The sequence below is a fragment of the Vibrio litoralis DSM 17657 genome, assembly GCF_000426765.1.
Taxonomy (GTDB): Bacteria; Pseudomonadota; Gammaproteobacteria; order Enterobacterales; family Vibrionaceae; genus Vibrio; species Vibrio litoralis.
The window spans coordinates 346,630-370,015 of record NZ_AUFZ01000017.1; the positions used below are offsets into that span (position 1 = coordinate 346,630).

Genomic DNA, 23,386 nt, shown 5'->3' on the forward strand with positions numbered 1-23,386 from the left:
CCTTTGATTAATCTTGTGGACGAATTTGAATACGAAAATCGGTCGCATTCGGATTCACAGACACTTCACTTAAAGTCATTGATTCATATCCGCGCAGGATAAATTGACGCCAAGCACCTTGCTTCGCATTCACTTCCAAACCTTGGCCATCATACCAATAAAAGCGGTATTGAAGATTTTGCGTATCTTGAGAGTTATTGGTAATTTTCACCAAACCGCGAGTATTACCATTATTTTCCTGAGTATCGATATTATCTATCGTCAGGTCATCATCTAACGCAGAATCGCTGTATAAAACTTGTTGGCTGGCACTATCGATGCGCAATCCTGCAGTATTACTACTTGAACATCCTGCTAATGCCACTAGGCCTAAGCCTGCTACTAACCATTTCTTCATCGAATTGCTCCTAATTGTTTATGCCATATTGTCACTGCATTCCCTTGGCGTGAAAGCCAGACAAAGGTGCGTTGATTCTCTTTTACATCAACTGCGTATTGTTCACCACCAGCGGAGATCGTGTGTTGGCCCGGTGTCAAATATGCACTACTACTAAACACCTGAGCGGGTAACGTTTGCCAACTGCGAGTATCAGGTTGCTCTGTCACAATATTCCAGATATTGACTAACACATTGGAGATGCCCGAATCATCGGCTTTCGCCGCTTGGTGTCTTAACTGATCTTTAGTATATAACCTTAAACCTTGTTTAAGAACCATCGCAGGAATTCGCTCACTCAAATCATTTTGCGCCATCAAGTTTGTATCGGCTAAAATACTCGACTTTAATGTCGCGCCATCTACGCTTGCTGGAGAGAAGTTTTGAACGCTGACATTTTTATAGACTGGTAACGCCACACTATAAAACTTAGTTCTGCCAGAGCTATCCCATATCGGCAAAGATAAACGCCAATTACCACGCTGAGCCACCACACCACGCTCGTCAACCACAATCACTTGTCCATAACCTTGTGGCGCTGATTTAGGTTCGCCATACTGTTTGAGCAGTGAATCGAGATCTTGGCGCATACCTAGTCGCTTTGCCACTCGAATGGTTGCATCAATAATTTCTCGGTTATTCGGGTTAACCGCTAATGCACGTTTATAATCGATATAAGCATCATTTAGCTGGTTGTCCGCTTCATAAAGTACCGCTGACAAATACAGCAAATAACCATTTTGAACCGCCTGCAAGGTTTTACCGGCGTCTGGATATTGTGAAAGAATACTGCCTATGTTTGGCTGTACTCCGCTATTTTTCATTTTTTGCTGAGCATCTTTCAGCTCATCTTCACGGCGTTTTTTGGCTTTTTCCTGCACTTGATTCGCCCGGCGCATTTCAACCAAAGCGCCTTGTAGATCATTTTTCTGCAGATAGTTTAAGCCTAGATATAAATGCAAATAACCCAATTCATAATCAGCAGGATCATAAGTGGTTAAATTGTCATTGGTCGCCAACGAGCCTGCTTGGTTTGCACCTTCTGAAAGTGAAATCGTGGCGCGCTCGTTTAACACTCCCACCGCTTTGTCACTTAACTGAAAAGCCGTAAAGCTATTCGGGTAGTTTTCGGCAAGGAATGACACTCTGCCCTTTTCCATATTACTTAAAACTGGCCCACCAACTTCAGACTCCAGCAATTCCGATTCCGCGCTTTTATAATCGCCACTCACCACATCTTTGTAGACATCTTCAGTCTGTGCCGAATAATGACTAAATAAGTTGCCTGCCGAAAGATTGGCACAGGCACTCAATGCCACGCTACAAAATACAGCTAAACTGGTTTTAACCACTTTACGCCAAGGCATAACATCCATGTTTTTTAAGATTAGAATTTGCATTAATTTAATCACATTTACGGTTATTCAGTTCGCTTTCAGCCTAAAAACCATACCCAAAGTAATTGGAGTTGCAGTGAGGCGACAAGTCAATGAGGCCCCATGAGCATAGCTCGCCTATGACTTTCTTTAATAAAAAGATAGGGGGGCGAATGAACACCGTCAACAAAGCTGCAGCTTCAAGTACAAAGGGTATTTAGTTAACTAGCATTGGCCCTAGAGGCTCACCACCAACTAAATGCATGTGAATGTGATAAACCTCTTGTCCGCCATGCCCATTACAATTCACAATTAAACGGTAACCATTTTCAGCAATGCCTTCTTGCTTGGCGAGCTTCTTGGCAACCGTAAATAAACGGCCCATCACCAACTCATCTTCTTCTTCAACATCGTTAGTTGTTGGGATCAGCTTATTAGGAATAATTAAAATATGGCTTGGCGCTCTTGGGTTGATATCACGAAAGGCCGTGACTAGGTCATCTTGATATAACATATCGGAAGAGATTTCTTTATTGATGATCTTAGTAAATATTGTTTCTTCAGCCATTTAAATCTCCTAATGACATCGTGTTTGATAAGTGTATTAGTATGCGCTAAGCCTAGTGATATAACAATATTTTCTCTACTTACTGAGAGATTTAGACAACTGATATTTCAAGTGAAAATCAACTCATTATCATTTTCTTTTGGAACCTATAGCCCTTTTTGTAGTCTAGTTAATACAGTAATAAATGTGGTTAATACTTGTTATTGTAAAAATGTAGCCACATATTAAAGGTAGAGCCTAGAATGCTAAATCTTTTAAATATACCTACTTTCAATGTGATTCTATAGGCCCACAACAGTTCGACCACTCACCTATCTTGTGTCATGTTCAGCAAAGATACATCAATGGTGAGTCGTTGATTTCATTAGTAACAACGATTAGCGACATACGCTACAAAGGAATAACCATGGCGGTTCATATTGGAATCATAGATCAAGATCCCGTACGTTTGATCACCCCTCTTCTCGATAACCGTTCTGAATGCACTCACATGGTATTCATTGGTGATGATGCCCAACGAGACATGTATCAAAGGCTACAGCAAGTGCTTGAGTCTCGAAAAATCAGCTCTGAGTTTTTTGAAATCCCTAGTGCTGTCAACACTTCCGCGATCAAGACAAAAGTTAAAGAGCTTGCTGAACAACTCATCACTCGTAATGAGCAGATCTACCTCAATGCCAGCTGCGGTTTAAGGCACCGTTTATTATCGGTTTATGAAGTCATTCGTAGTTATAATTGGCCTATTTTCGTGGTCGAACCTTTTAGTGATAGTCAATGCTGGCTTTATCCAGATGATAAGCCTGAGCAACAAGTTCAAGACCATATTCGTATCAGCGACTACCTCACTATTTTTGGCGCGCGTAGTGAATTTCCAACCCATGAAATCCCTGCCCCTTTAGATGCAAAACTGCATGAATTAGGCAAACGCTGGGCAAGTAATGCATTAGAATTAGGCCCTGGGCTTGCGACATTGAACTACTTAGCAACCACATGTCGTAAAGAGCAAAAGCTTGATGTACCGCTAACGGACAAACAGCAAGGCTATAAAGAGCTCGACTTGCTGATTTCAGACCTAGTCGACATTAAATTGGCCACTTATCAAAATGGCGTTTTAGAGTTTTTCAGTGAAGATGCTCGACGCTTCTCTAACGGTGAGTGGCTTGAAAACTTAGTACACAACACGGTACGAGAAATTCAAGATGAACTACCTACCATTCAAGACCACTCATTAAACGTACAAGTTTATCGTGAGACCGGTGGTCGTGAAGTGCGTAATGAATTGGATGTGGCTACCGTAGTAAACAACAAGCTGCATATCATAGAGTGTAAAACTAAAGGTATGCGCGATGATGGTGATGACACGTTGTATAAACTGGAATCATTACGTGACTTACTTGGTGGACTACAAGCGCGTGCGATGCTAGTCAGTTTCCGTCCGATGCGCCATAACGATATTTCTCGCGCGGAAGATTTAGGTCTCGCGCTAATTGGCCCTGAAGAATTAAAAGATCTTAAAACTTACTTAACCACTTGGTTTAATGAAGCCGGTGGGCAAATAGAAAAGTTATAACGAAGCCTATATCCAAGTAACTTTTAAACAATAAAAAGCCCAGATAGACTCATATGACACTTGTCTATCTGGGCTGGTTTTTCTGCTCAAATCAGAACGATTTAAAGCATTTTTCTCGCCGCTTCCACGACCACTTTAATCGAGTTAATTTCCGCTTGCTTTAGCTTCTCATGATCTGGGATTTCATCTTGGCTACGGTTTACAATCACACCCGCAACACAACCCGCTTTCAGACCTGAGCTTGCGCACATGGTTAGCAAAGTGGCCGATTCCATTTCAAAGTTTAATACCCCCATTTCCTGCCACTCTTTCATTGAGCCTTGGAAACGAGAAACCACACGACCGGTGAACGTATCGTAACGCTCTTGGCCTGGGTAGAAAGTATCACTTGATGCCGTCACGCCAGTATGAACTGTACAGCCTGAATCAATCGCGGCTTGTTTCATGGCAGTTGCTACATCAAAATCAGCAACAGCTGGGAATTCCATCGGTGCGAAATGCAAGCTAGCGCCATCGAGACGAACTGAACCTGTCGTGACAATCATGTCACCAACGTTAAGGTGCGGCTGAATTGCGCCAGTAGTACCAACACGTAAGAAAGTACGAACGCCTAGTTGAGCTAGCTCTTCCACAGCAATCGAGGTTGAAGGGCCACCAATACCGGTAGAACACACCACCACAGACTTACCATCTAGCTTGGCGCGAAACACAGTATATTCACGGTGGCTGGCTAAGAACTCAGGCTCATCCATTAAATTAGCAATTTTTTCAACGCGAGCAGGATCGCCCGGAATAATTGCTAATGTTGCGCCATTAAGGTCTTGCTTATTTACACCTAGGTGAAAAACATTTTGAGTATCTGCTGGTGCCACGATGTGCTCCTTACTTTTACTAGAAAGTGAATAACAGGGAGATGAACAACCGAAAAAGAATCGTCATTCTTCTCTAAAAAACCATTGGCGCTACTCTAATCGAGAACACCTCACAAATAAGTGACATCAATCACACCTATAATGAAACATAACTCAGATTAATCATAGGAAAACGGTTTGCATCACACAATATCAAGAAATTGCCATGAAAAAAGGTCGCATCTTACATACGACCTTGTTGAACTTTCTGTCATCGAGACTATCTCGAAAATCAGACTGGATGCTTAAAGCAATTATCTAAGTTATCACTCACCGCTTTTAGTACCTCACGACGAGAAATAATACCCACCAGTTTTTTGTTTTCCACCACTGGATACACTTTTGGCTTGCCTTCTTGCATCATATTAGCCAATTCAATCACTGACATTTCAGGGCTAATAGTCAAAGGTTCGGTCCGCATACAATCGCCAACCACATGAGTATCTTGGCAGTGGTAACTGACTTGAACTAATCGGTTAAGTAAGTCTTGCTCAGAAAGAAAGCCCACCACTTCATTTCTATCATTAACCACAGGGCCGCCGATATTAATCGCGTTCAATACTTTATCCAATGCAGTAGACAACGACATATCGACAGTAAACGTTACCGCTCTAGGGCGCATGTAATCTCGAACTTTCAATGATGGCATAAAGTACTCCTTGAGATTGTTATCATTATAATACTGAGTCTATATCTTTATATTGTCGCCTAATTTCTTGATTTTACTAAATGGATTTGAGCAATTTTATTAATAGATTATGCCAATGGGTGATCCGGCTCTCGGATTCCATTGGCATAAAGTCGATTAATTTACTTTTTTCTTGTCTCATTGACCGGAGAGAATTGATAAAGCTCAGGGCGGCGATGTTTCAAGTTAGTTACCGAACCTTCACTATGCAAAAGTTTCAATTTCGATAAATCGACATCGGCATAGATCATCATCTCGGTATTCGGATCGGCTTCTGCAATGATTGCGTCATGTGGGAAATAGACGTCCGATGGTGAAAATACCGCCGACTGGGCATATTGAATGTCCACATTATCCACGCGAGGTAAGTTACCGACGCTACCACTGATCGCGACATAACATTCGTTTTCAATCGCTCGTGCCTGAGCGCAAATACGCACTCGCAAATAACCATTTTTAGTATCCGTCCAGAATGGAACAAACAGAATTTGTACACCTTGCTCGGCGAGCATACGACCTAGTTCTGGGAATTCCACATCGTAACAAATCAAAATACCCACTTTACCGGCATCCGTTTCAATCACTTTAACTTTATCGCCACCTTCAATAACCCAGTCCCATTCTTCATGTGGGGTAATGTGTATTTTATACTGCTCTTCTATGCTCCCGTCACGGTGTAACATGTATGCAACGTTGTACATCTTTCCATCTTGCTGAATCGGCAAGCTACCAGAAATGATATTGATGTTATACGTCACGGCTAGGTGAGAAAAACGCTGAATAATTTCATCCGAGTACTCACTCAAATAACGCATCGCTTCGACAGACCGTAGATCGGGAGCAAGTCCCATTAGCGGTGCACTGAAAAATTCTGGGAATAACGCAAAGTCAGACTGGTAATTTGCAAGAGAAGTAATAAAAAATTCCGCTTGATTGACAAGGTCATCTAGAGACATCACATGACGCATTTGCCACTGCACTACCCCAATACGGACGATGCTTTTTTCAGTTTCGTGTATCGAGGTGACTTCTTCTTCATAAAAGATATTATCCCACTCAAGTAACGTGCCGTAGCCCTGTGATTTATCATCTTCGGGTAAATAACCACGCATTAAACGCTTAATATCAAAATCATTGGAAAGCTGGAAAGATAAGATTGGATCGTGAATTTCTTGCCGCTTGACCTTATCGATGTATTCACTGACCCTCATTTGATCGGAATATTGCTTAAACCCTGGAATGCGGCCGCCAGTCAAAATCGCTTTTAAATTATTCGCGCGACACATCTCTTTACGCGCTTCATATAAACGACGCCCTAAGCGTAAGCCTCGATAATCAGGATGCACAAATACATCTAACCCGTATATCGCATCCCCTTTAGGGTTATGCTGAACAACATCATTAGCATTAACCAAGTCGCTGTTCTTATGCGGTAAACTAAAGCGGCTATAATCCACCTTCATTGTCAATGCCGCGCCAATCATTTTTCCACTATCTTCAATACAGATTTGCCCATCAGGAAATTGGGTGACCAAATCCATAATGGTCGACTCTGGCCAAGCTCCACCCACATCTGGGAAGACTAGATCCATTAAAGCGGCCAGTTCTTGGTAATCGTCTGGAGTCAGTGTTCGTAAATTTAACAGCGGTGTATTATTTTCATCCATAAATTCTTAGCTCCAATCAAATTCTTAGTTTCATTATGCGACTTCCATAGATAAATTCTAGTCGTGTTATTCACATTCTTTGCCAAATGCATACCCAGCAGTGTTAATTTTCAACAATATTGTAACTAGTGGTTATTATTCAATCATCGCTTTGCTATCATGCACTTATCTAATTTCCCATGCCTCCTTTTAGAATCTTATGAAAAAAATGCTCTATTCCCTTTTCCCAGGGAATCAACCAGATCAAACTTCAGTATCTTTGCTGTTTACCTGCTTTTTTGTCGGTATTGCGGGTGCATTTACCATGCCTACCATGAGTTTGTTTATCTCCGAAGAAGTCGGCGCTCGCCCTTTTCTCATTGGGGTGTTTTTCATGGTAATGACGATTTCAGGGGTATTGGTAAGCCAGGTGATTGGTTGGTGGTCCGATCAAGGAGTAGATCGTAAAAAACTCATTCTGATCTGTAATATAATGGGGGCGATAGGGTTTATCGTCTTTGCCTTTAACCGTAACTACTGGGTTTTACTCGCTACATCAGCCATTTTTGTCAGCACGACATCCGCTTCTATTCCGCAAGTATTTGCGCTTGCCAGAGAAATCTTAGACCGAAGAACCCACACCTCTGAAACCTTTAGTTCACTACTCAGGGCGCAAATATCTCTTGGTTGGGTAATTGGGCCGCCGATTGCGTTTTTCATTGCAACGGGCATCGGCTTTACCCAATTGTTTTTACTCGCGGCCAGCATGTTTATCATTTTATGTTTAGTTGCACACTTTGCTTTGCCACAAATTGAACCGACCCCGAAACATAACCAATTTGATCCTAATGACTCGATTTGGCGTGATAAAAACATTCTGCTACTCGCTCTGTCATTCGTGTTTATGTACTGTGCCAACAACATGTACATCATTAGCATGCCGTTATATATCACTCATGAGATGGATTTAGATTCATCAGCGGCCGGTATTATGATGGGCACCGCTGCCTTTATTGAAATACCAATCATGTTGTTATCCGGTCGTTATGCACTACGTTTTGGTAAGAAAAACATCATTTCCGCGGCGGTGCTTGCCGGTAGCCTGTTTTATATCGGGATCATTTTAAACACTAGTTTCATCGGATTTGTGTTATTGCAATTTCTTAACGGGATTTTTATTGGCGTTACCGCGGCGCTCGGCATTTCCTATTTCCAAGATTTAAAGCCGAAAAAAATGGGGCAAATCACCACACTTTATTCCAATGCGATTAAAACGGGAGGTGTATTAGGGGGTGTTTTTGCCGGCACTATTGCTGATATTTACAGCTTTCAAATGGTATTTTGGGCATCTTTAGTGCTTAGTTTGCTCTCTTTCTTGACCATCTTAAAAGTGAAAGATAACAACTAGCAGCCCAAATAGCGCAACAAAAAAGCCCAGTACATAAGTGAACTGGGCTTTTTATATTAGAGATATTACGTTAGCTTTTACGCTATGGTTGCAAGGTTAACTTCAACTCTTAATTGAAGTTGGTTAATTCCCGATAAATACAGCTTAGGGCTCACGCCAATACGCTGGTGAACTTTACCGATTCGTAAACGCTTTTCGACATAAGCTAACTCGTAATCCCCTTCGAACAATTCACGTACGTATACCTGCATGCTCTTGTGAAGGTTATTTAGAGTTTCTCTATCACCAATAATTAGTGAAATCTCAGGAATCGCGGTTTGCAGTATGTAAAACTGTGTTCATGGGTTAACTCAATAAAAATTTTCTACATTTTATCAGTTCCCTTTCTAAACATACTTTTTATATGGTTTATCTTCGGGAAATATTTAGTTACATTGATATAGATTAAGTTTTTAAGGAACATTTTATGAAAAAGGCACTGGTCGTCGAAGGTGGCGCGATGCGTGGTATTTTTTCCGCGGGAGTTTTGGATCAATTCATTGATGATAGCTATAATTCATTTGACTTTTGCATCGGTGTTTCTGCCGGCTCTACCAGCTTAGCATCGTGGTTATCTCAGCAAAAACGTCGAACCTACAATGTGATTACCGACTACTCTTGTCGCCCAGAGTTTATTAATTTCAAACGTTTTGTCCGCGGCGGGCACTGGTTAGATCTTGATTGGCTATGGGACATTACCATTGATGAAATTCCCATTGATACAGACGTATTACACCAGCAACCTACCCCGCTGTATGTCGTTACAACCGATATTAATACTGGTCAAGCGCATTATATTCAATCAACGCCAGACAATGTTGTCGAGCTATTAAAAGCTTCTTGTTCAGTACCACTGGCGTACCGTGACTACCCTGTGATTAATGGTATGCCAATGACCGATGGCGGGGTCGCCGATTCCATTCCGGTTGAACAAGCGTACAAAATGGGCGCCAAAGACATTACAGTGATTTTATCTCGACCACTTGGCTACCTGAAAAAACCTTCCAAAATGCCGTGGTTAACCCGTAAGTTTTTAGCTCAAAATCCAAAACTTGCAGAGGCAGCATTAAAACGCGCCGAAAACTACAATAAAAGCATCGAATTTATTCAATCTCCACCAAAAGATTGCACCATCCATGTGATTGCGCCGCCAGGTAATTTCCCAGTTGGACGCTTAACTAAAAATAGAGCAAGGCTGGATATTGGTTATCAAATGGGAATTCAAGCCGCAAAAACAACCATGGACAATTGTAGTGGCTAATTGATTATCAAAAAAACGTTAGCTCTTTACTTTTTCTTCATTATTCAAGGATGATTATGACCCCTCGCAGCTTATGTCTTATCTTGTTAGTCGTACTTGTCTGGGGGATTAACTTTGTCATAATTAGTATAGGTGTTAAAGAAATTCCACCCTTTTTTATGGCGGGTTTACGCTTTGTTTTTGTCGCCTTTCCACTGGTCTTTTTTCTGCCAAAACCCGCTATTCCTTATCGATGGTTAATCTCTTATGGACTAACCATTAGTTTTGGGCAATTTGCTTGCTTATTTTATGCGTTATACATAGGCATGCCTTCAGGCCAAGCCTCATTAGTCTTACAGTCTCAAGTCTTTGTAACAGCCTTGCTTGGTGTGGTGCTCTATCAAGATAAATTAACTCGCTTGCAAGGTTTTGGCGGCTTACTGGCTCTCACTGGCATTGGTTTACTACTTTACGGCGTATTGAGCACCGACATTTCGATTCTAGGTTATCTATTTACCTTTGCTGCGGCTTGTTCATGGGGTGTTGGCAATTTATGCAATCGCACGATTTCAGCTCGTTATCAAGGCACTAGCATGATGCAACTTGTCGTGTGGGGCGCCCTCGTTCCAATCATTCCATTCTTCTCAATAAGCTATTTATTGGAGGACCACCAGCAAATTATTTACGCAGTGTCTCATCCAACGTTAGTTTCGGTATTGTCACTGGCTTATTTAATTTTAGCCGCATCTTTATTTGGCTATACCGTGTGGGGAATGCTTATTTCTAAACACGGAACGGCCAATGTGGTTCCCTTTGCGCTATTAGTCCCGGTGGTCGGCCTTCTATCTGGGTGGGTTTTCTTAGGTGAGACGTTAAATGTCACCCAAGCATTAGGTTGCGCAGTCGTTATTATGGGCTTGTGTATTTATTCATTTCACCAGAAATTACGTATGGCACTGATTCGCTCTCGCTAAACTACCGTGAAACCATAAATTAAGCCTGTTATTTCACGCTTTTAGTACAACAAGATTGCATAAATAAAAGCGTGATCTTATCTTAAACACATGTTTGACTTTTAAGGATAAGATCAATGAATCACTTACTTGACGGCTTTCCAGTGGTAACTGAAATTCCTGTAGCTTGGGGCGAAATGGATGCTCTACAACACGTTAATAATGTGACGTATTTTCGCTATTTTGAAACCGCGCGAATTGATTACTTCAAGCACATCGATTTAATGGAAAATATTGCCATTACTCAAGTCGGCCCAGTCGTGGCAGAAACCAGTTGCCGCTATAAAATGCCGGTCACTTTTCCTGATACTTTATTAGTGGGGACAAAGATCACAGACTTGCAAGATGACCGTTTCACCATGAAATATCAGGTAGTGAGTAAGAAGCTCAATAAAATTACTACCCTAGGCAGCGCCACCGTAGTGATGTTTGATTTTAAAACCAATCAAAAAGCCAATTTAACCCCAGAAATTTTAGCGACTATTCAACAACTAGAAAATCTGCGTTAAGTCTAACGACCATCCTCTTTAGCTGGGTAACATTGGTTACCCTGTTATTATCTTTGCTCATAATCTACATTGTTACATTCTAACTTCGAAAAACCTCCCTTTTCTCGCTCAACATTCCAAAACAAACAAGCTAATTACTGCAAATGGCCGTAGACTAGTTTTATATCCAAATTACTTAAATATATACATCATTATTAAAGGAATATGCCATGAACTACCCACTTGATCTGATATTCGACAACATCGTCCCTGTTGTCCTGTTTATTCTTGTTGTTGTGATATTAAAAAGCAGCATTAAGTTTGTGCCACAAAACCAGGCTTGGGTGGTTGAGCGATTCGGTAAATTCCAATCGACAAAAATTGCTGGTATTAACTTCATCATCCCTTTTATTGATCGCATCTCAGCGGTTCGTAGCTTAAAAGAACAAGCTCAAGACGTCCCTTCTCAGTCAGCCATTACTCGCGATAACATTTCTTTAGTTGTCGATGGTGTGCTGTATTTCCGCGTCCTTGATGCTTATAAAGCCACTTATGGTGTCGATGATTATTCCTTTGCGGTGACTCAGCTCGCGCAAACGACGATGCGTTCTGAACTCGGTAAGATGGAATTAGATAAGACCTTTGAAGAACGTGACTTATTAAATACCAACATCGTTTCAGCGATTAACGTCGCGGCTGAACCGTGGGGCATTCAGGTACTACGCTATGAAATTAAAGATATTGTGCCGCCGCAATCTATCATGGAGTCGATGGAAGCTCAGATGAAAGCCGAGCGTGTTAAGCGTGCACAAATTTTAGAATCAGAAGGTGATCGTCAAGCAGCAATCAACGTTGCCGAAGGTAAAAAGCAAGCGCAAGTGCTGGCAGCCGAAGCGGATAAAACCGAACAAATTTTAAACGCGGAAGGGGAAGCCAAAGCCATTATTGCCGTGGCGAACGCGCAAGCCGAAGCATTGAAAACCGTCGGTGATGCCGCCAATACTGAAGAAGGTCAAAAAGCCATTCAGCTAGACTTGGCAACTAAAGCGATTGAAGCAAAACATGCAATTGCCAAAGAGTCTTCGGTTGTACTACTACCAGACAGCGGCACCGATGCAAGTTCACTGGTTGCTCAGGGAATGTCTATTATTAACTCACTGAACAAACAAAATAAGGCTTAACTATGGATTGGATTGTGAGTTATTTGCCACAAGTATTAATGGCGGTTGGCGTGATTGCGCTGATTGTTGAAGTGGTCGTTTTAGGCTTTGCCACTTTCATCTTTTTCTTTATTGGCCTCTCGTTGGTTATTAGTGGTTTTTGCATGTACATGGGCTGGATTGACGCCACCATTCATTATGCAATTTGGACCAATATAATCTTAACCATCGTATTTGCTGCAGTGCTATGGAGACCATTTAAGCAATTGCAAAATAGGCAAACCAAGCAAAACTACCAATCTGATTTTGCTCAACAAACCTTTGTACTAAAAGGTAATGTCGATGCCAACACCGATGATGTCACTCACGCTTATTCTGGCATTCAATGGAAAGTTCGCAGCGAGCAACCTTTGATGGAAGGACAGAAAGTTAAAGTGGTAAAAATGGAAGTCGGCATTATGTGGGTTGAAGCAATTAATGAATAACCGCATTTAGCCGATTAACTAGTCGAGTTAATTAACGCACCAAAAAACAAAAAGCGATGAGCCCAATAAAAGGCTCATCGCTTTTTCATTACTACAGTCATTAAGCTATTCTCAGCAAGAAACTGTCATTAAGGTACTGCCATCAAGCTTAATAGGTACCGCTTTGAACGCTGAAATAAACCGCAGCAAACAGCCCAGCAAAGACTAGTACAGTAATGAGTACTTTTAACCAAATAAATTTCATAACTAAATCGATATAAATGAATTTAGCGTTAGATTACTCAATTCCCTAGTCAATGAAAAGTATCGATAGATAAACTATACCGCTTCAAGCGAGCCATTACGCCATGGTTCAATCACTACTTTGACGTGTTTGTTTGGTGACATTAATTGCTCAAATGCATTAGGTACACCATCAATACCAACCTTACCGGTTACCATAGACTGCCAAGGAATATCTCCCGCAGCTAGCGCTTCTAAACACTCTGCAAATTCCTGCGGCTGATAGTAGTAAGAGAAACGCATATCAAGCTCTTTTACCGTCGCATAAGCATAGTTAACCGATGCATCGGCGGTGTGTACACCAGTAATCACTAGCGTGGCATTAGCGGGTGCTCGTTGGATAAAGCCTTTGATTAAAGTATGAATCCCAACACATTCAAAAATGACTAATCGCCCATCTTGAACGCCGTCGGCAAACGCCACTTCATCTTGATCTCTATTATTTACCGTATGTGTGGCACCAAATGTCACGGCTTGTTGTAGCTTATCTTCTTGTAAATCAGCGGCAACAATCGCTTTAATGCCTCGGCGTTTCAGCGCTGAAATCACCGCCAGTCCAATCGGCCCACAACCAACCACCAGCGCGGTGTCTTGCTCACCAATATCACTACGATTCACTGCATGCAGACCAACAGCTAGAGGTTCCGTCAACGCCACCGCTTCTGGCGCAACACCTTCTGGTACTGGCAATAACAAGGCTTCATCCAAAATAAAGTATTCTGAATAAGCACCCGATAGCCCCGGAGTCACGCCGATTCCAGCACCGTGTTGCGACATTAAAATTGGCACCGAAGTTACGCGCTGCCCGATCGCTAATGTTTGTTGGGTATCTGGCCCAAATTCCACAATCTCAGCACAAAACTCATGGCCTAGCATGACTGGCGTTTGATCATCTTGCTCATCGGTCATGATCCCGAGTTCACGGTAAAGCTTAAAGATCTCACTGGTATGGCGAGTGATATGCAGGTCGGACCCACAGATACCGCAACTTAAACTACGAACCAATACTTGCCCTGAAGCGGGTTTCGGCACCGGAGCTTGTTGCAGGGTGATTACCCCATCTTGCATCGCAATCGCATTCATCGTTTTCATGGAACCTCTCCTACTGGGTTAATATGAATTAATCTGTGCTCAACTTAGCAAGACCACCCGGTTTGAAGTAACGAGGCTCTAAACCTTGCGCTTGAGCCGCAGCAATCACCACTTGCTCAATCCAGCCAGCATCCATGATGTTCATTAGGTTGCCATCTTCATCGAAGTTAATATTTGCGCCACTGACCACCATAAAGCCATCAGCGCCTTCTGAATCTTCCGGACAATGAAAAGTATGAATCGAACCGCCCGGCTCATATAAGTAACTCCCTGCGGTTTGAGGTTGGTCTGGGTATTCCAAATAATTCCAACGACCGCTTAAGGTATAAAAATGCACCACCCCAGTATGGAAATGTTTGGGTAAGGTTACACCCGGCTTAAACTTGGCACGTATCACCCAAGTTCCATTTTCGATATCTAAAAATAACGGATAAATATCGACACCCGGTAAAGCATCTTTGATTAGGTTTTCTTCATTGGTATTAAACGTAAGTAGCAAATCTTGGTGATTAATAATATCTGGTAGGCTCATATTATCTTCCTTTTCATTATGATTTAGGGTCTTTTGACCTCATTATTGTTATCACTAGTTATTGTTATAAAATTGCACGTTATTGGATTTTATCGAGTAATGGGTATTTGAAGTTTTCAAACCCATCAGATGCCGATACCGTTGTGCCATTAATGCAATTGGCTTCATCACTAGCAAGAAAAGCAACCACATTGGCTATTTCTTTTGGTTGAGTCATGGTGTCACGCATTTGTTCTTTTCGAATATACTCCCATAAGCCAATCGCCTCATACTGACGAAGCATCGGCGTATCAACACGACCGGGAGCAACTGCACATACTCGGATCCCTAATGGTGCTAACTCTAAGGCTGCACACTTAGTCATCATATCGACAGCAGCTTTACTCACGTTATAAGTAAAGGTTAATTCACTAGCCATTTGCCCATACACCGATGAAGTATTAATAATCACCCCTTGAGACGATTGAGTTTGAAACTGACGCGCTGCAGCTAAAATTCCGTAATACACACCGTACTGATTAACTTGAGTAACGGGGTCAAAATCTTCACGCGGGTCATGGTGTAATAACGGTTTAGGCGCACCAATACCCGCATTGTTAATCATGATATCCAGTTGACCAAATTGTTCGACGGCTTGTTTAACCATGCCTTCTACTTGATGAAAATCGGTCACATCAATAGCCAACGAGTGCACTTTTTCTGAACCATAACCATCAAAGACTTTCAAAGCCTCGGCTGAAATATCAACCGCTACCACTTTAGCGCCTTCGGAAGTTAGCTTTTCAATTATCGCTTGACCGATTCCACCAGCAGCTCCCGTCACAATGGCGACTTTATTAAGTAAACGCATACCGTTCTTCCTTGTTATAAAGTGTTCTCAAAATGAATCGCGGCATAAATGAAGCATGGTAGGCACACCGCTTTTCTACACATTCGATTGTTAACGAATTGTTATCCAAATCTAGGTGAATAACGTGAACTTTACTTGATTATTTGCGATGGGAAATTGATATATTGCGAATGCAAACTCGCCTTAAATCACAGGATTGACTATGCACTTAGTACGAAGCGGCGCAGCATCACACTTTGAGAAACTGATTTTAGAGTTAGGACACAACCCAATATATTTAATGCATCAGGTCGGTTTAAGGCAGGCAGAGTTTCGCGATCCCAATACTTATATTTCTTATGCCAAACTGGCCGAGCTTCTTGATTTAGCATCGATTCACACCAAGCAACCACTCTTTGGTTTGATACTTGCTCAAATGCAAAATCAAGATGTATTAGGCGAGCTTCCCATGTTAGCTTCACGCATGGAAACAGTCGAAAAAGCATTGATGAAAGCCGATGAATACCTCTACTTACATGCTTATGGCGCACGAGTGAAAATGCAAAGTAAGGGTGATTACATTCAATTGAACGTCATTATTAATCTTGACAGTGAGGTGAACTTAGAACCGCTCATGCAACTCAGTATTTACCAATTAGCATTGTTTGTCTCAGGATTATTAAACATTGAAGTCAACAATTTAACTTTATATTTCAGTCAAGTAGAACCACCTATTAGCCTAAAGCAAAAAGAAAAATTGCACCATCCAATCCTATTCAAGCAATCTTTTAATGGCATCCAGTTAAAGAGCTCGCAACTGGCTCTGAGTAATCATCGAGATGAAGAAGCCCTTAACCAGCTCATTACCCATCGCTTGCACAAATTACAACAGCGTTACCCAGAAGACATTGCTGACCAAGTGAAAGGCTTGATTCGACATTTATTGCCTACGGGAGAATGTTGCATCGAACGTATTGCCAGCGCACTCGGTATGCATCATCGCAGCCTACAAATACAACTTAAAAATAAGCAACAAAGTTACCGTTCGTTATTACTGCAAACTCGTCAAGAAATCGCTAAACATCAGCTTATCCACGGTACTCAAACGATAACAGAACTTGCATTACAACTCGGTTACGTTGATATTGCGGTATTCAGCCGACACTTTAAAACTTGGACAGGGCTATCACCAAGCCAGTGGAAAAAGCAAAATCACCACGAGTTTAAACGGTAGGTAATGTTAAACTGGCTTTAATCTAGTACCGAAGAATAGAAATCAATATGGCGAACAATACCTATCATGAAGACATTTATCTCGCTGGCGGTTGCCTATGGGGAGTACAAGAGTTTATTAAATACTTACCGGGAGTGATCGCAACCGAAGCAGGCCGAGCCAATGGCAGTAGCAACACGACTCAATCAGACTACGATGGCTATGCAGAATGCGTTCGCACGACCTTTGATTCTAGCGTGATTAGTATTGGACAGATCTTAGAGGGATTATTTGAAATCATTGACCCGTATAGCTTAAATAAGCAAGGAGCAGATGTAGGAGAAAAGTATCGCACCGGAATTTATAGCCGCCAACCTCACCATTTAGATGCAGCGATTGAATATATTCAACAGCGTGCAGACAGCGACAAAATCGTAGTCGAAGTATTGCCTTTAACCAACTACGTCGCCAGTGATGAAGAACACCAACATAGGCTCAGCCTACACCCAGAAGATCATCACTTATGCCATATACCGTGGAACTTATTACATAAATACAAAAATGACTAAGCCAAGCAACTTAGCTCTTCCCAGAAACTAGGAACTAGGAACTAGGAACTAGGAACCAATATTCCCTTACTCCCCCATCACTGCAATGCGTTGATCTTTGCACTCATACGATGCCATTTCGAATTCACGACAAATCCACGGGCGGTTTTCATAAATGGTGCACATATAGGTTTCGCGATCTAACGCCGAGCACCAACCATCATCTAAACGCAACATGGTTTCTCCGCCCCACTGATCATACGAAATATGTTCTTCAGGAACGCCAGTTTCACTAATGATCATCACTTCTAAGCGGCAACAACAAGCTTGGCAGTTTGAACAAGTGACTTCGGGAGTAGTGATATCTTTGATTGGAATAGTCATGCAGATCTTAATTGGAGGCAATGAGGGGATTGTACGCGAAATTCATAGCCAAGTAACTTGGGTATGAAAATAAAAAAGCCAGTAGTTCAACACTACTGGCTCTCCTTCATCAGCTAAGAAAAGTTAATCTTCTAACTCTTCTAATTTGGTACTACCACCGTGAAACTTCTCACGTAGTTTTTGAATAATGGAATATAAGCCTGGGATCAATAATGTACCGGCAAGTAGCACGCACAATAACCCACCCACTAATGATATTCCCAATGAGTTTTGACTAATATGGCCTGCGCCACTGGAAAACACTAACGGGAAAATACCGAGAATGAATGACCATGATGTCATATTCACCGCACGGAAACGTAATGTGCCCCCTTTAATGGATGCATCATCAATCGGTAACTCATTTTGCTCTCGCTCATTTTTAGCAAACTCCACAATCAATATGGCATTTTTGGCCGCAAGGGCTATTAACAACACCAAGCCAATCTGCGCATATAGATTCAGTGGTACGCCCATTAAGTTAAGGGCAATAAATGAACCTAAAGTCGCGACCGGAACCACCAATATGATAGATATTGGAATTAACCAGCTTTCATACTGCGCCACCATAAATAGGTAGATAAATATCAACGCCAGAGCAAAAGCAAAAATCGCTTGGTTGCCCGCCAATAATTCTTGATACGCCATCCCAGTCCATTCGTACTGGTAACCCTGTGGAAGCATTTCTGCTGCAACACGCTCCATTGCGGCAATTGCATCACCACTAGAGTATCCATCGGCTGGCTGGCCTTGAATAATTGCCGCGCGATACATGTTGTAACGCCAAGCCACATCCGGCTCAAACACTTGATCATAAGAAACTAAGGTGCTTAATGGCACCATAGAGCCACTTTGACTACGTACAAAGAAACGCTCTAAATCTGTCATTGAAGAACGATGTTGACTATCTGCTTGTATAGTAACGCGGAAGTTTTTACCCAGCATGGTAAAATCATTAACGTAAATGGAGCCTAAGTTTCCTTGCAAAGTGGTAAAGATATCGGTTAGCGATATACCTAACTGTTTGGCTTTTTCACGGTCAATGTCCAAGTAATAGTGAGGTACATTCGCTCTAAAAGTACTAAAGGTATGAGAGATCTCCGGCTGCTTATTGGCCTCTTGAATAAAATCACTCATCAATTGCGCCAATTCTGCTCGGCTACGTCCTAATGTATCTTCTAACACAAATTCAAAACCAGACGCAGCACCCATACCCGGCACCGCTGGCGGCCCTAAAGCAAAGACTACCGCATCTGGAATCTCTTGCGCGGAACGGCTATTAATTCGTTGTGAAATTGCAAAAGATGAATTATCGCCGTCTAATTTGGCTCGCTCATCCCAAGATTTCAGTTTAATAAATAATGATGCACCATTTGATGCCAGCGCCCCAGTCATAAAGGCATAGCCATTGGCCAGAGTAACGGCTTCCACTCCCGGCTCTTGGTTTACCAATGCCATTAAATCGCCAGTGACGTCTTCAGTACGCTGCAACGATGCCGCATCAGGCAATTGCACATTCACAAGTAAGATCCCTTTATCTTCTTGAGGTACAAAAGCGGTAGAAGTGGTTTTGCTGAAATACGTCACAGCGGCTAACGCCACTATAAAGAAGCCAATCAAAATGATCGATTTCTTCACTAGATATCCTGCAAGCTTGCCATAACCATTGGTCACACGATCTAAGCCACGATTAAACGCCTTAAACCAACTTGCAGTATTGCCACCGCCTTGTTTTAACACCAAAGAACACAATGCTGGAGAAAGGGTTAGTGCGTTAATTGACGAGATGACAACCGAAATACAAATCGTCAGCGCAAATTGGCGATACATAATACCAGTAATACCCGGTAACATTGCCACAGGAATAAACACCGCTAGCAGTACCAAGGTCGAAGTAATAATCGGCCCAGTCACTTCTTTCATCGCTTGCAAGGTAGCTTTTTTCGGGCTCAATGTAGGATCTTTACGCATGGTGGTATCAACATTCTCGATAACCAAAATCGCATCATCCACTACAATACCAATCGCCAAAATTAAGCCAAACAGTGTCACGGTATTAATGGTAAAGCCGGTTATTTGCATAATCGCAAAAGTACCAATTAATGACACCGGAATCGCCACAACAGGAATCAAGGTTGCTCTCGTGCTCCCTAAGAATAAATAGGTCACCGCGATCACCAATAAAATCGCTTCAATTAAGGTTTTCACTACCCCATTAATCGACTCTTGTACGAAAATGGTCGTGTCGTAGCTGCTTTCAAACTTCATTCCTTGTGGGAAGTTTTCGCTCAAACGATCAAGGGTATCCATGACGGCTTGACCACTTTCTAATGCGTTGGCACCAGATTGCAGAGATAACGCCACTATCGACGCATCTTTTCCACGGAATTTACCCGTGCTGTCATACATTTTCTTGCCAAGTTCGACTCTCGCAACATCACGCAAATAAACGGCAGAGCCATCGTTATTAGCGCGCAACATGACATTTTCAAATTCATCTACCGTTTCCAAACGGCCTTTGGTGACAATGTTGAAAGTCACATCAGTAGCCTCATTGTACGGCGGCGCACCAATCTTACCTGCGGCGACTTGGATATTTTGCTCAGATAATGCGGCGTAAACATCCGAAGTCGTTAATTTCAAATTAGCGAGTTTTTCAGGGTCAAGCCAAACTCGCATAGCGAATTCACCGCCACCAATCACATTAACGTCACTAATACCTTGTACACGCGCAAGCTGATCTTTAACGTTTAAATTCACATAGTTAGTTAAATACTGATCATCAAACTTACCGTCAGGTGAATAAAAGTTCAGTACCATAAGAATATCTGGCGAACGTTTTTTCACTGTCACACCTATAGAGCGAACTTCAGGCGGTAACTTAGATTCAATTTGACTCACGCGGTTTTGCACATTGACCTGAGCCATATTCGGGTCAGTGCCGACATCAAACGTCACATTTAAGTTATAAGAACCATCATTAGCACTTTTTGAAGACATATAAATCATGCCTTCTACCCCATTAACCGAGGTTTCTATTGGATCAGCAATGGCTTGTTCTACCGTTTCTGCGCTCGCGCCAGTATAGGAAGCAGTGACACTCACCGATGGTGGACTAATACGCGGATATTCCGAGACTGGCAGCACGAATAACGCAATCGCACCGGCAAGAGATAAAATAATGGAAATAACCAACGCAAATTTTGGACGCTGTATAAAAAAACGACTTAACATGATTGATTACTCCGCTTTTTCTTGATCGTCAGCGTTGTCATATTGCACCGCCATACCATTACGCACACGTTGCAAGCCACTCACAATCACACGGTCATTCTCAGCAAGGCCTGTTGTCACGATGATGCCATCATTGGTTTGCACCCCAAGTTCAATATCACGACGCTCGGCAATATTTCCTTCGGTAACCACCATAACAAAATCCCCACCCACATCGGTTTGTACCGCACGACGAGGGATCACAAATGCCGGCTGGGTTTTTACTGTCGAAATCTCAACATTAATATGCTGACCCGGCAGAAGGGTATAATCAGGGTTTGGAACCGAAGCACGTACTGCAATTGTGCCAGTGGTCATATCAATTCGGTTATCAATAAAATCTAACTGGCCAGTATGCGGGTGTACCTCATTATTTTCCAATAACACTTTGACCTTCACAGACTGATGACCGGACTGGCCATCACCTTGTAAATTTTCAGCACCAACTTCTAAGCGATCACGCTCACTTAATTGAAAGCTCGCATGAACCGGATCTAGGCTCACTAACGTGGTTAACACACCGGAGGCCGGTGAAACCAAATCACCAGTACTGACTTTACTGTCGGCAATTCGGCCGCTAAATGGCGCAGTAATTTGAGTATAAGAAAGGTTAACTTCTGCCAATTTCAATTGCGCTTTCGCGGCTTCTAATTGCGCCGATGCCCCCATTTGCTGGGCTTGGCGATTATCATATTCAGAACGGGAGATACTGCCTTTTGGCAATAAAGTTTTAGCGCGCGCAAACTCGTTATTCGCGTGCTTTAATGTTGCTTGAGCTTGAGCAACTGCCGCTTTGGCATTGGCGACTTGAGCTTCATACGAAGCCGGTTCAATGGAATAAAGCAATTGTCCTTTTTCAACAATTTGCCCTTCTCGGAAATGACGTTCTTTCAGGTAACCTGAAACTTGCGCGGTAATATCGACATCTTCCACCGCCGAAACACGCCCAACAAATGCTTTACTAGGTTGATGCTCGATAGTCTCCACTGGCTGTAACACTACTTTAAGTGCAGCAGCACCAGATTGTTGCTGTTCAGCTTTGCCACAACCTACCAGAAATAAGCTTATCATTAAGCTCACTGCGATCATCGATTTTTTCATCATATTACCTTAAAGAACATTAAAACCACTTGAGTCATACCAAAATCACACCAATTAACCTATTGGCGCAGTTGGAATAAGAAGACACATAGTCTATGGATGTAGTTCATTAAGCGTAATCGATAAAATGTAATAAGATGTAATAACCTTGATTTTTTTGTAGGTAATATAGCAATTCAGCTGTCCCCCGTTATTTCAAGGGCGGCTGAACAGCAAAGCAAATGCGGTAATTCTCTTGTATCGTCATAGCCTTCTCATCGTAATCTTAAAGATCGACGACCATATTAAAGCCACCGTAGATTATACCAATCAACATAAGTAAATGGTCTAAATTAGCGTAGAAAAAATCTTGATAACAAGGTATAAAATTTCCGTTATCAGTTGTTCTACATACAAATTCTATAGCGTAGTTAGCGAGTTTTTAACAAGCTAAGGTGATCAGTTACTTATTGCGATTGGTATTAAAGGGGCAAGAGAAAAAGGCCTTATCGCATTTGTGTAAGGCCCTATTTAGCAGGTGTTGATTGGTTAATTTATTTTGATGCCGCGTGTTGCTCTACAATGAACGCGATCGCTTCCTCATTTAAGCAAGATTTGCTAATATATTGGCGCTGTTTACCTATATGAAAGATAAAGCCTAAATCGCTTTGTTCGAGTTGATTGATGTCACTCCAGGCGATGGTACGGTTGTTTGCAGCGCTTTTATAACTCACACCTTTAGAGTCCACTAGAAAGACTACTTTGCTGCTAGGCCCAGCATTATACGTTTGTCGCCACACCCACCAGGATCTCTTAAAATAAACACTAAGCACTTCAATAATACTCAACGTAATAAAGAACCAACCAAGGTAACTGTTAGGCAATAGATCCAATTTAACAACAATCACACCAAAAATGAGAAAGAATATTGATTTGAAATAGGCTTTAGGGAATTTAACAGGACGACTAGTCTGATCATAACACTCTTCAAAAAAGCGCTTATCGAGAGTGTATTCGGTAGTGAAATCAAAATCTTTAGACATATAGGGTTACTTTAAGGTGTTCTGTGAGTGAGTATTCCATGCT

The 23,386-nt window shown here is 42.0% G+C and carries 23 protein-coding genes; 9 read left to right on the top strand and 14 right to left on the bottom strand.

From position 1 onward, the window contains the following. Positions 1-7 precede the first annotated feature (7 nt). From K358_RS0107070 to K358_RS0107080, 3 genes are all read right to left on the bottom strand, one after another. Positions 8-397 carry a YcfL family putative periplasmic lipoprotein gene (locus K358_RS0107070; protein ID WP_027696167.1) on the bottom strand — a complete coding sequence of 130 codons (390 nt, stop codon included), beginning with the start codon at positions 395-397 and terminating at the stop codon, positions 8-10. After that, positions 394-1,836, bottom strand: a complete 1,443-nt coding sequence (locus K358_RS0107075) for a COG3014 family protein (RefSeq protein ID WP_425315033.1) — start codon at positions 1,834-1,836, stop codon at positions 394-396. The genes K358_RS0107070 and K358_RS0107075 overlap by 4 nt, the downstream gene beginning before the upstream one ends. Before the next feature lie 193 nt (positions 1,837-2,029). Next, on the bottom strand, positions 2,030-2,380 hold the full coding sequence (locus tag K358_RS0107080) for an HIT domain-containing protein (protein ID WP_027696169.1): 351 nt from the start codon (positions 2,378-2,380) through the stop codon (positions 2,030-2,032). A 406-nt stretch (positions 2,381-2,786) separates the two neighbouring features. Here K358_RS0107080 and K358_RS0107085 point away from each other — a divergent pair, with 406 nt between their 5' ends. Continuing rightward, on the top strand, positions 2,787-3,950 hold the full coding sequence (locus K358_RS0107085) for a Card1-like endonuclease domain-containing protein (protein WP_027696170.1): 1,164 nt from the start codon (positions 2,787-2,789) through the stop codon (positions 3,948-3,950). Between the two features lie 101 nt (positions 3,951-4,051). Here the strand turns inward: K358_RS0107085 and udp are convergent, their stop codons facing one another. From udp to K358_RS0107100, 3 genes are all read right to left on the bottom strand, one after another. Then, positions 4,052-4,822, bottom strand: a complete 771-nt coding sequence (gene udp, locus K358_RS0107090) for a uridine phosphorylase (RefSeq protein ID WP_027696171.1) — start codon at positions 4,820-4,822, stop codon at positions 4,052-4,054. 271 nt (positions 4,823-5,093) lie between these two features. Continuing rightward, complete coding sequence (locus tag K358_RS0107095; protein ID WP_027696172.1) at positions 5,094-5,510, bottom strand: CBS domain-containing protein; 417 nt, start codon at positions 5,508-5,510, stop codon at positions 5,094-5,096. Positions 5,511-5,671: 161 nt separating this feature from the next. Continuing rightward, positions 5,672-7,216, bottom strand: coding sequence for a bifunctional GNAT family N-acetyltransferase/carbon-nitrogen hydrolase family protein (locus K358_RS0107100; RefSeq protein WP_027696173.1), 1,545 nt, complete (start codon positions 7,214-7,216; stop codon positions 5,672-5,674). Positions 7,217-7,415: 199 nt separating this feature from the next. Between K358_RS0107100 and K358_RS18190 the strand changes: the two genes are divergently transcribed. Beyond that, positions 7,416-8,603, top strand: coding sequence for a sugar efflux transporter (locus tag K358_RS18190; protein WP_051241225.1), 1,188 nt, complete (start codon positions 7,416-7,418; stop codon positions 8,601-8,603). Positions 8,604-8,680: 77 nt separating this feature from the next. Here K358_RS18190 and K358_RS18990 read toward each other — a convergent pair whose 3' ends face one another. Beyond that, positions 8,681-8,929 carry a protoglobin domain-containing protein gene (locus tag K358_RS18990; RefSeq protein ID WP_083962775.1) on the bottom strand — a complete coding sequence of 83 codons (249 nt, stop codon included), beginning with the start codon at positions 8,927-8,929 and terminating at the stop codon, positions 8,681-8,683. Positions 8,930-9,069: 140 nt separating this feature from the next. On the opposite strand from K358_RS18990, the gene K358_RS0107115 reads away from it, so the two are divergent. The 5 genes from K358_RS0107115 to K358_RS0107135 all read left to right on the top strand — a co-directional run bounded on the left by K358_RS0107115 (position 9,070) and on the right by K358_RS0107135 (position 13,028). Next, positions 9,070-9,903 carry a patatin-like phospholipase family protein gene (locus K358_RS0107115; protein WP_027696174.1) on the top strand — a complete coding sequence of 278 codons (834 nt, stop codon included), beginning with the start codon at positions 9,070-9,072 and terminating at the stop codon, positions 9,901-9,903. A 56-nt stretch (positions 9,904-9,959) separates the two neighbouring features. After that, a complete protein-coding gene (locus tag K358_RS0107120; protein WP_027696175.1) occupies positions 9,960-10,856 on the top strand; it encodes an EamA family transporter in 897 nt (298 codons plus the stop codon). Positions 10,857-10,972: 116 nt separating this feature from the next. Next, the gene (locus K358_RS0107125; protein ID WP_027696176.1) at positions 10,973-11,404 is read left to right on the top strand and encodes an acyl-CoA thioesterase; all 432 of its coding nucleotides are present in this window, start codon (positions 10,973-10,975) and stop codon (positions 11,402-11,404) included. A gap of 209 nt (positions 11,405-11,613) precedes the next feature. Then, complete coding sequence (locus tag K358_RS0107130; protein WP_027696177.1) at positions 11,614-12,564, top strand: SPFH domain-containing protein; 951 nt, start codon at positions 11,614-11,616, stop codon at positions 12,562-12,564. Positions 12,565-12,566: 2 nt separating this feature from the next. Further along, positions 12,567-13,028 carry an NfeD family protein gene (locus K358_RS0107135; protein ID WP_027696178.1) on the top strand — a complete coding sequence of 154 codons (462 nt, stop codon included), beginning with the start codon at positions 12,567-12,569 and terminating at the stop codon, positions 13,026-13,028. 318 nt (positions 13,029-13,346) lie between these two features. Here the strand turns inward: K358_RS0107135 and K358_RS0107140 are convergent, their stop codons facing one another. The 3 genes from K358_RS0107140 to K358_RS0107150 all read right to left on the bottom strand — a co-directional run bounded on the left by K358_RS0107140 (position 13,347) and on the right by K358_RS0107150 (position 15,784). Next, positions 13,347-14,402 carry a zinc-binding dehydrogenase gene (locus tag K358_RS0107140; protein ID WP_027696179.1) on the bottom strand — a complete coding sequence of 352 codons (1,056 nt, stop codon included), beginning with the start codon at positions 14,400-14,402 and terminating at the stop codon, positions 13,347-13,349. A gap of 28 nt (positions 14,403-14,430) precedes the next feature. After that, entirely contained in the window at positions 14,431-14,934 is a 504-nt protein-coding gene (locus K358_RS0107145) for a 2,4'-dihydroxyacetophenone dioxygenase family protein (RefSeq protein WP_027696180.1), read from the bottom strand. A 79-nt stretch (positions 14,935-15,013) separates the two neighbouring features. Next, positions 15,014-15,784: an SDR family NAD(P)-dependent oxidoreductase gene (locus tag K358_RS0107150; protein WP_027696181.1), complete on the bottom strand. Its 771-nt coding sequence runs from the start codon at positions 15,782-15,784 to the stop codon at positions 15,014-15,016. 202 nt (positions 15,785-15,986) lie between these two features. On the opposite strand from K358_RS0107150, the gene K358_RS0107155 reads away from it, so the two are divergent. Then, positions 15,987-16,997 carry an AraC family transcriptional regulator gene (locus K358_RS0107155; RefSeq protein WP_027696182.1) on the top strand — a complete coding sequence of 337 codons (1,011 nt, stop codon included), beginning with the start codon at positions 15,987-15,989 and terminating at the stop codon, positions 16,995-16,997. A gap of 47 nt (positions 16,998-17,044) precedes the next feature. Beyond that, positions 17,045-17,545, top strand: coding sequence for a peptide-methionine (S)-S-oxide reductase (locus K358_RS0107160; protein WP_027696183.1), 501 nt, complete (start codon positions 17,045-17,047; stop codon positions 17,543-17,545). Between the two features lie 66 nt (positions 17,546-17,611). Here the strand turns inward: K358_RS0107160 and K358_RS0107165 are convergent, their stop codons facing one another. The 4 genes from K358_RS0107165 to K358_RS0107180 form a co-directional block, all read right to left on the bottom strand. Next, positions 17,612-17,908 carry a YkgJ family cysteine cluster protein gene (locus tag K358_RS0107165; protein ID WP_027696184.1) on the bottom strand — a complete coding sequence of 99 codons (297 nt, stop codon included), beginning with the start codon at positions 17,906-17,908 and terminating at the stop codon, positions 17,612-17,614. A gap of 123 nt (positions 17,909-18,031) precedes the next feature. Then, positions 18,032-21,181 (bottom strand): efflux RND transporter permease subunit, encoded by a 3,150-nt coding sequence (locus tag K358_RS0107170; RefSeq protein ID WP_027696185.1) that lies wholly within the window; start codon positions 21,179-21,181, stop codon positions 18,032-18,034. A gap of 6 nt (positions 21,182-21,187) precedes the next feature. Then, positions 21,188-22,324 carry an efflux RND transporter periplasmic adaptor subunit gene (locus K358_RS0107175; protein ID WP_027696186.1) on the bottom strand — a complete coding sequence of 379 codons (1,137 nt, stop codon included), beginning with the start codon at positions 22,322-22,324 and terminating at the stop codon, positions 21,188-21,190. A gap of 530 nt (positions 22,325-22,854) precedes the next feature. After that, the gene (locus K358_RS0107180) at positions 22,855-23,343 is read right to left on the bottom strand and encodes a YcxB family protein (protein ID WP_027696187.1); all 489 of its coding nucleotides are present in this window, start codon (positions 23,341-23,343) and stop codon (positions 22,855-22,857) included. Between the last annotated feature and the right edge of the window lie 43 nt (positions 23,344-23,386).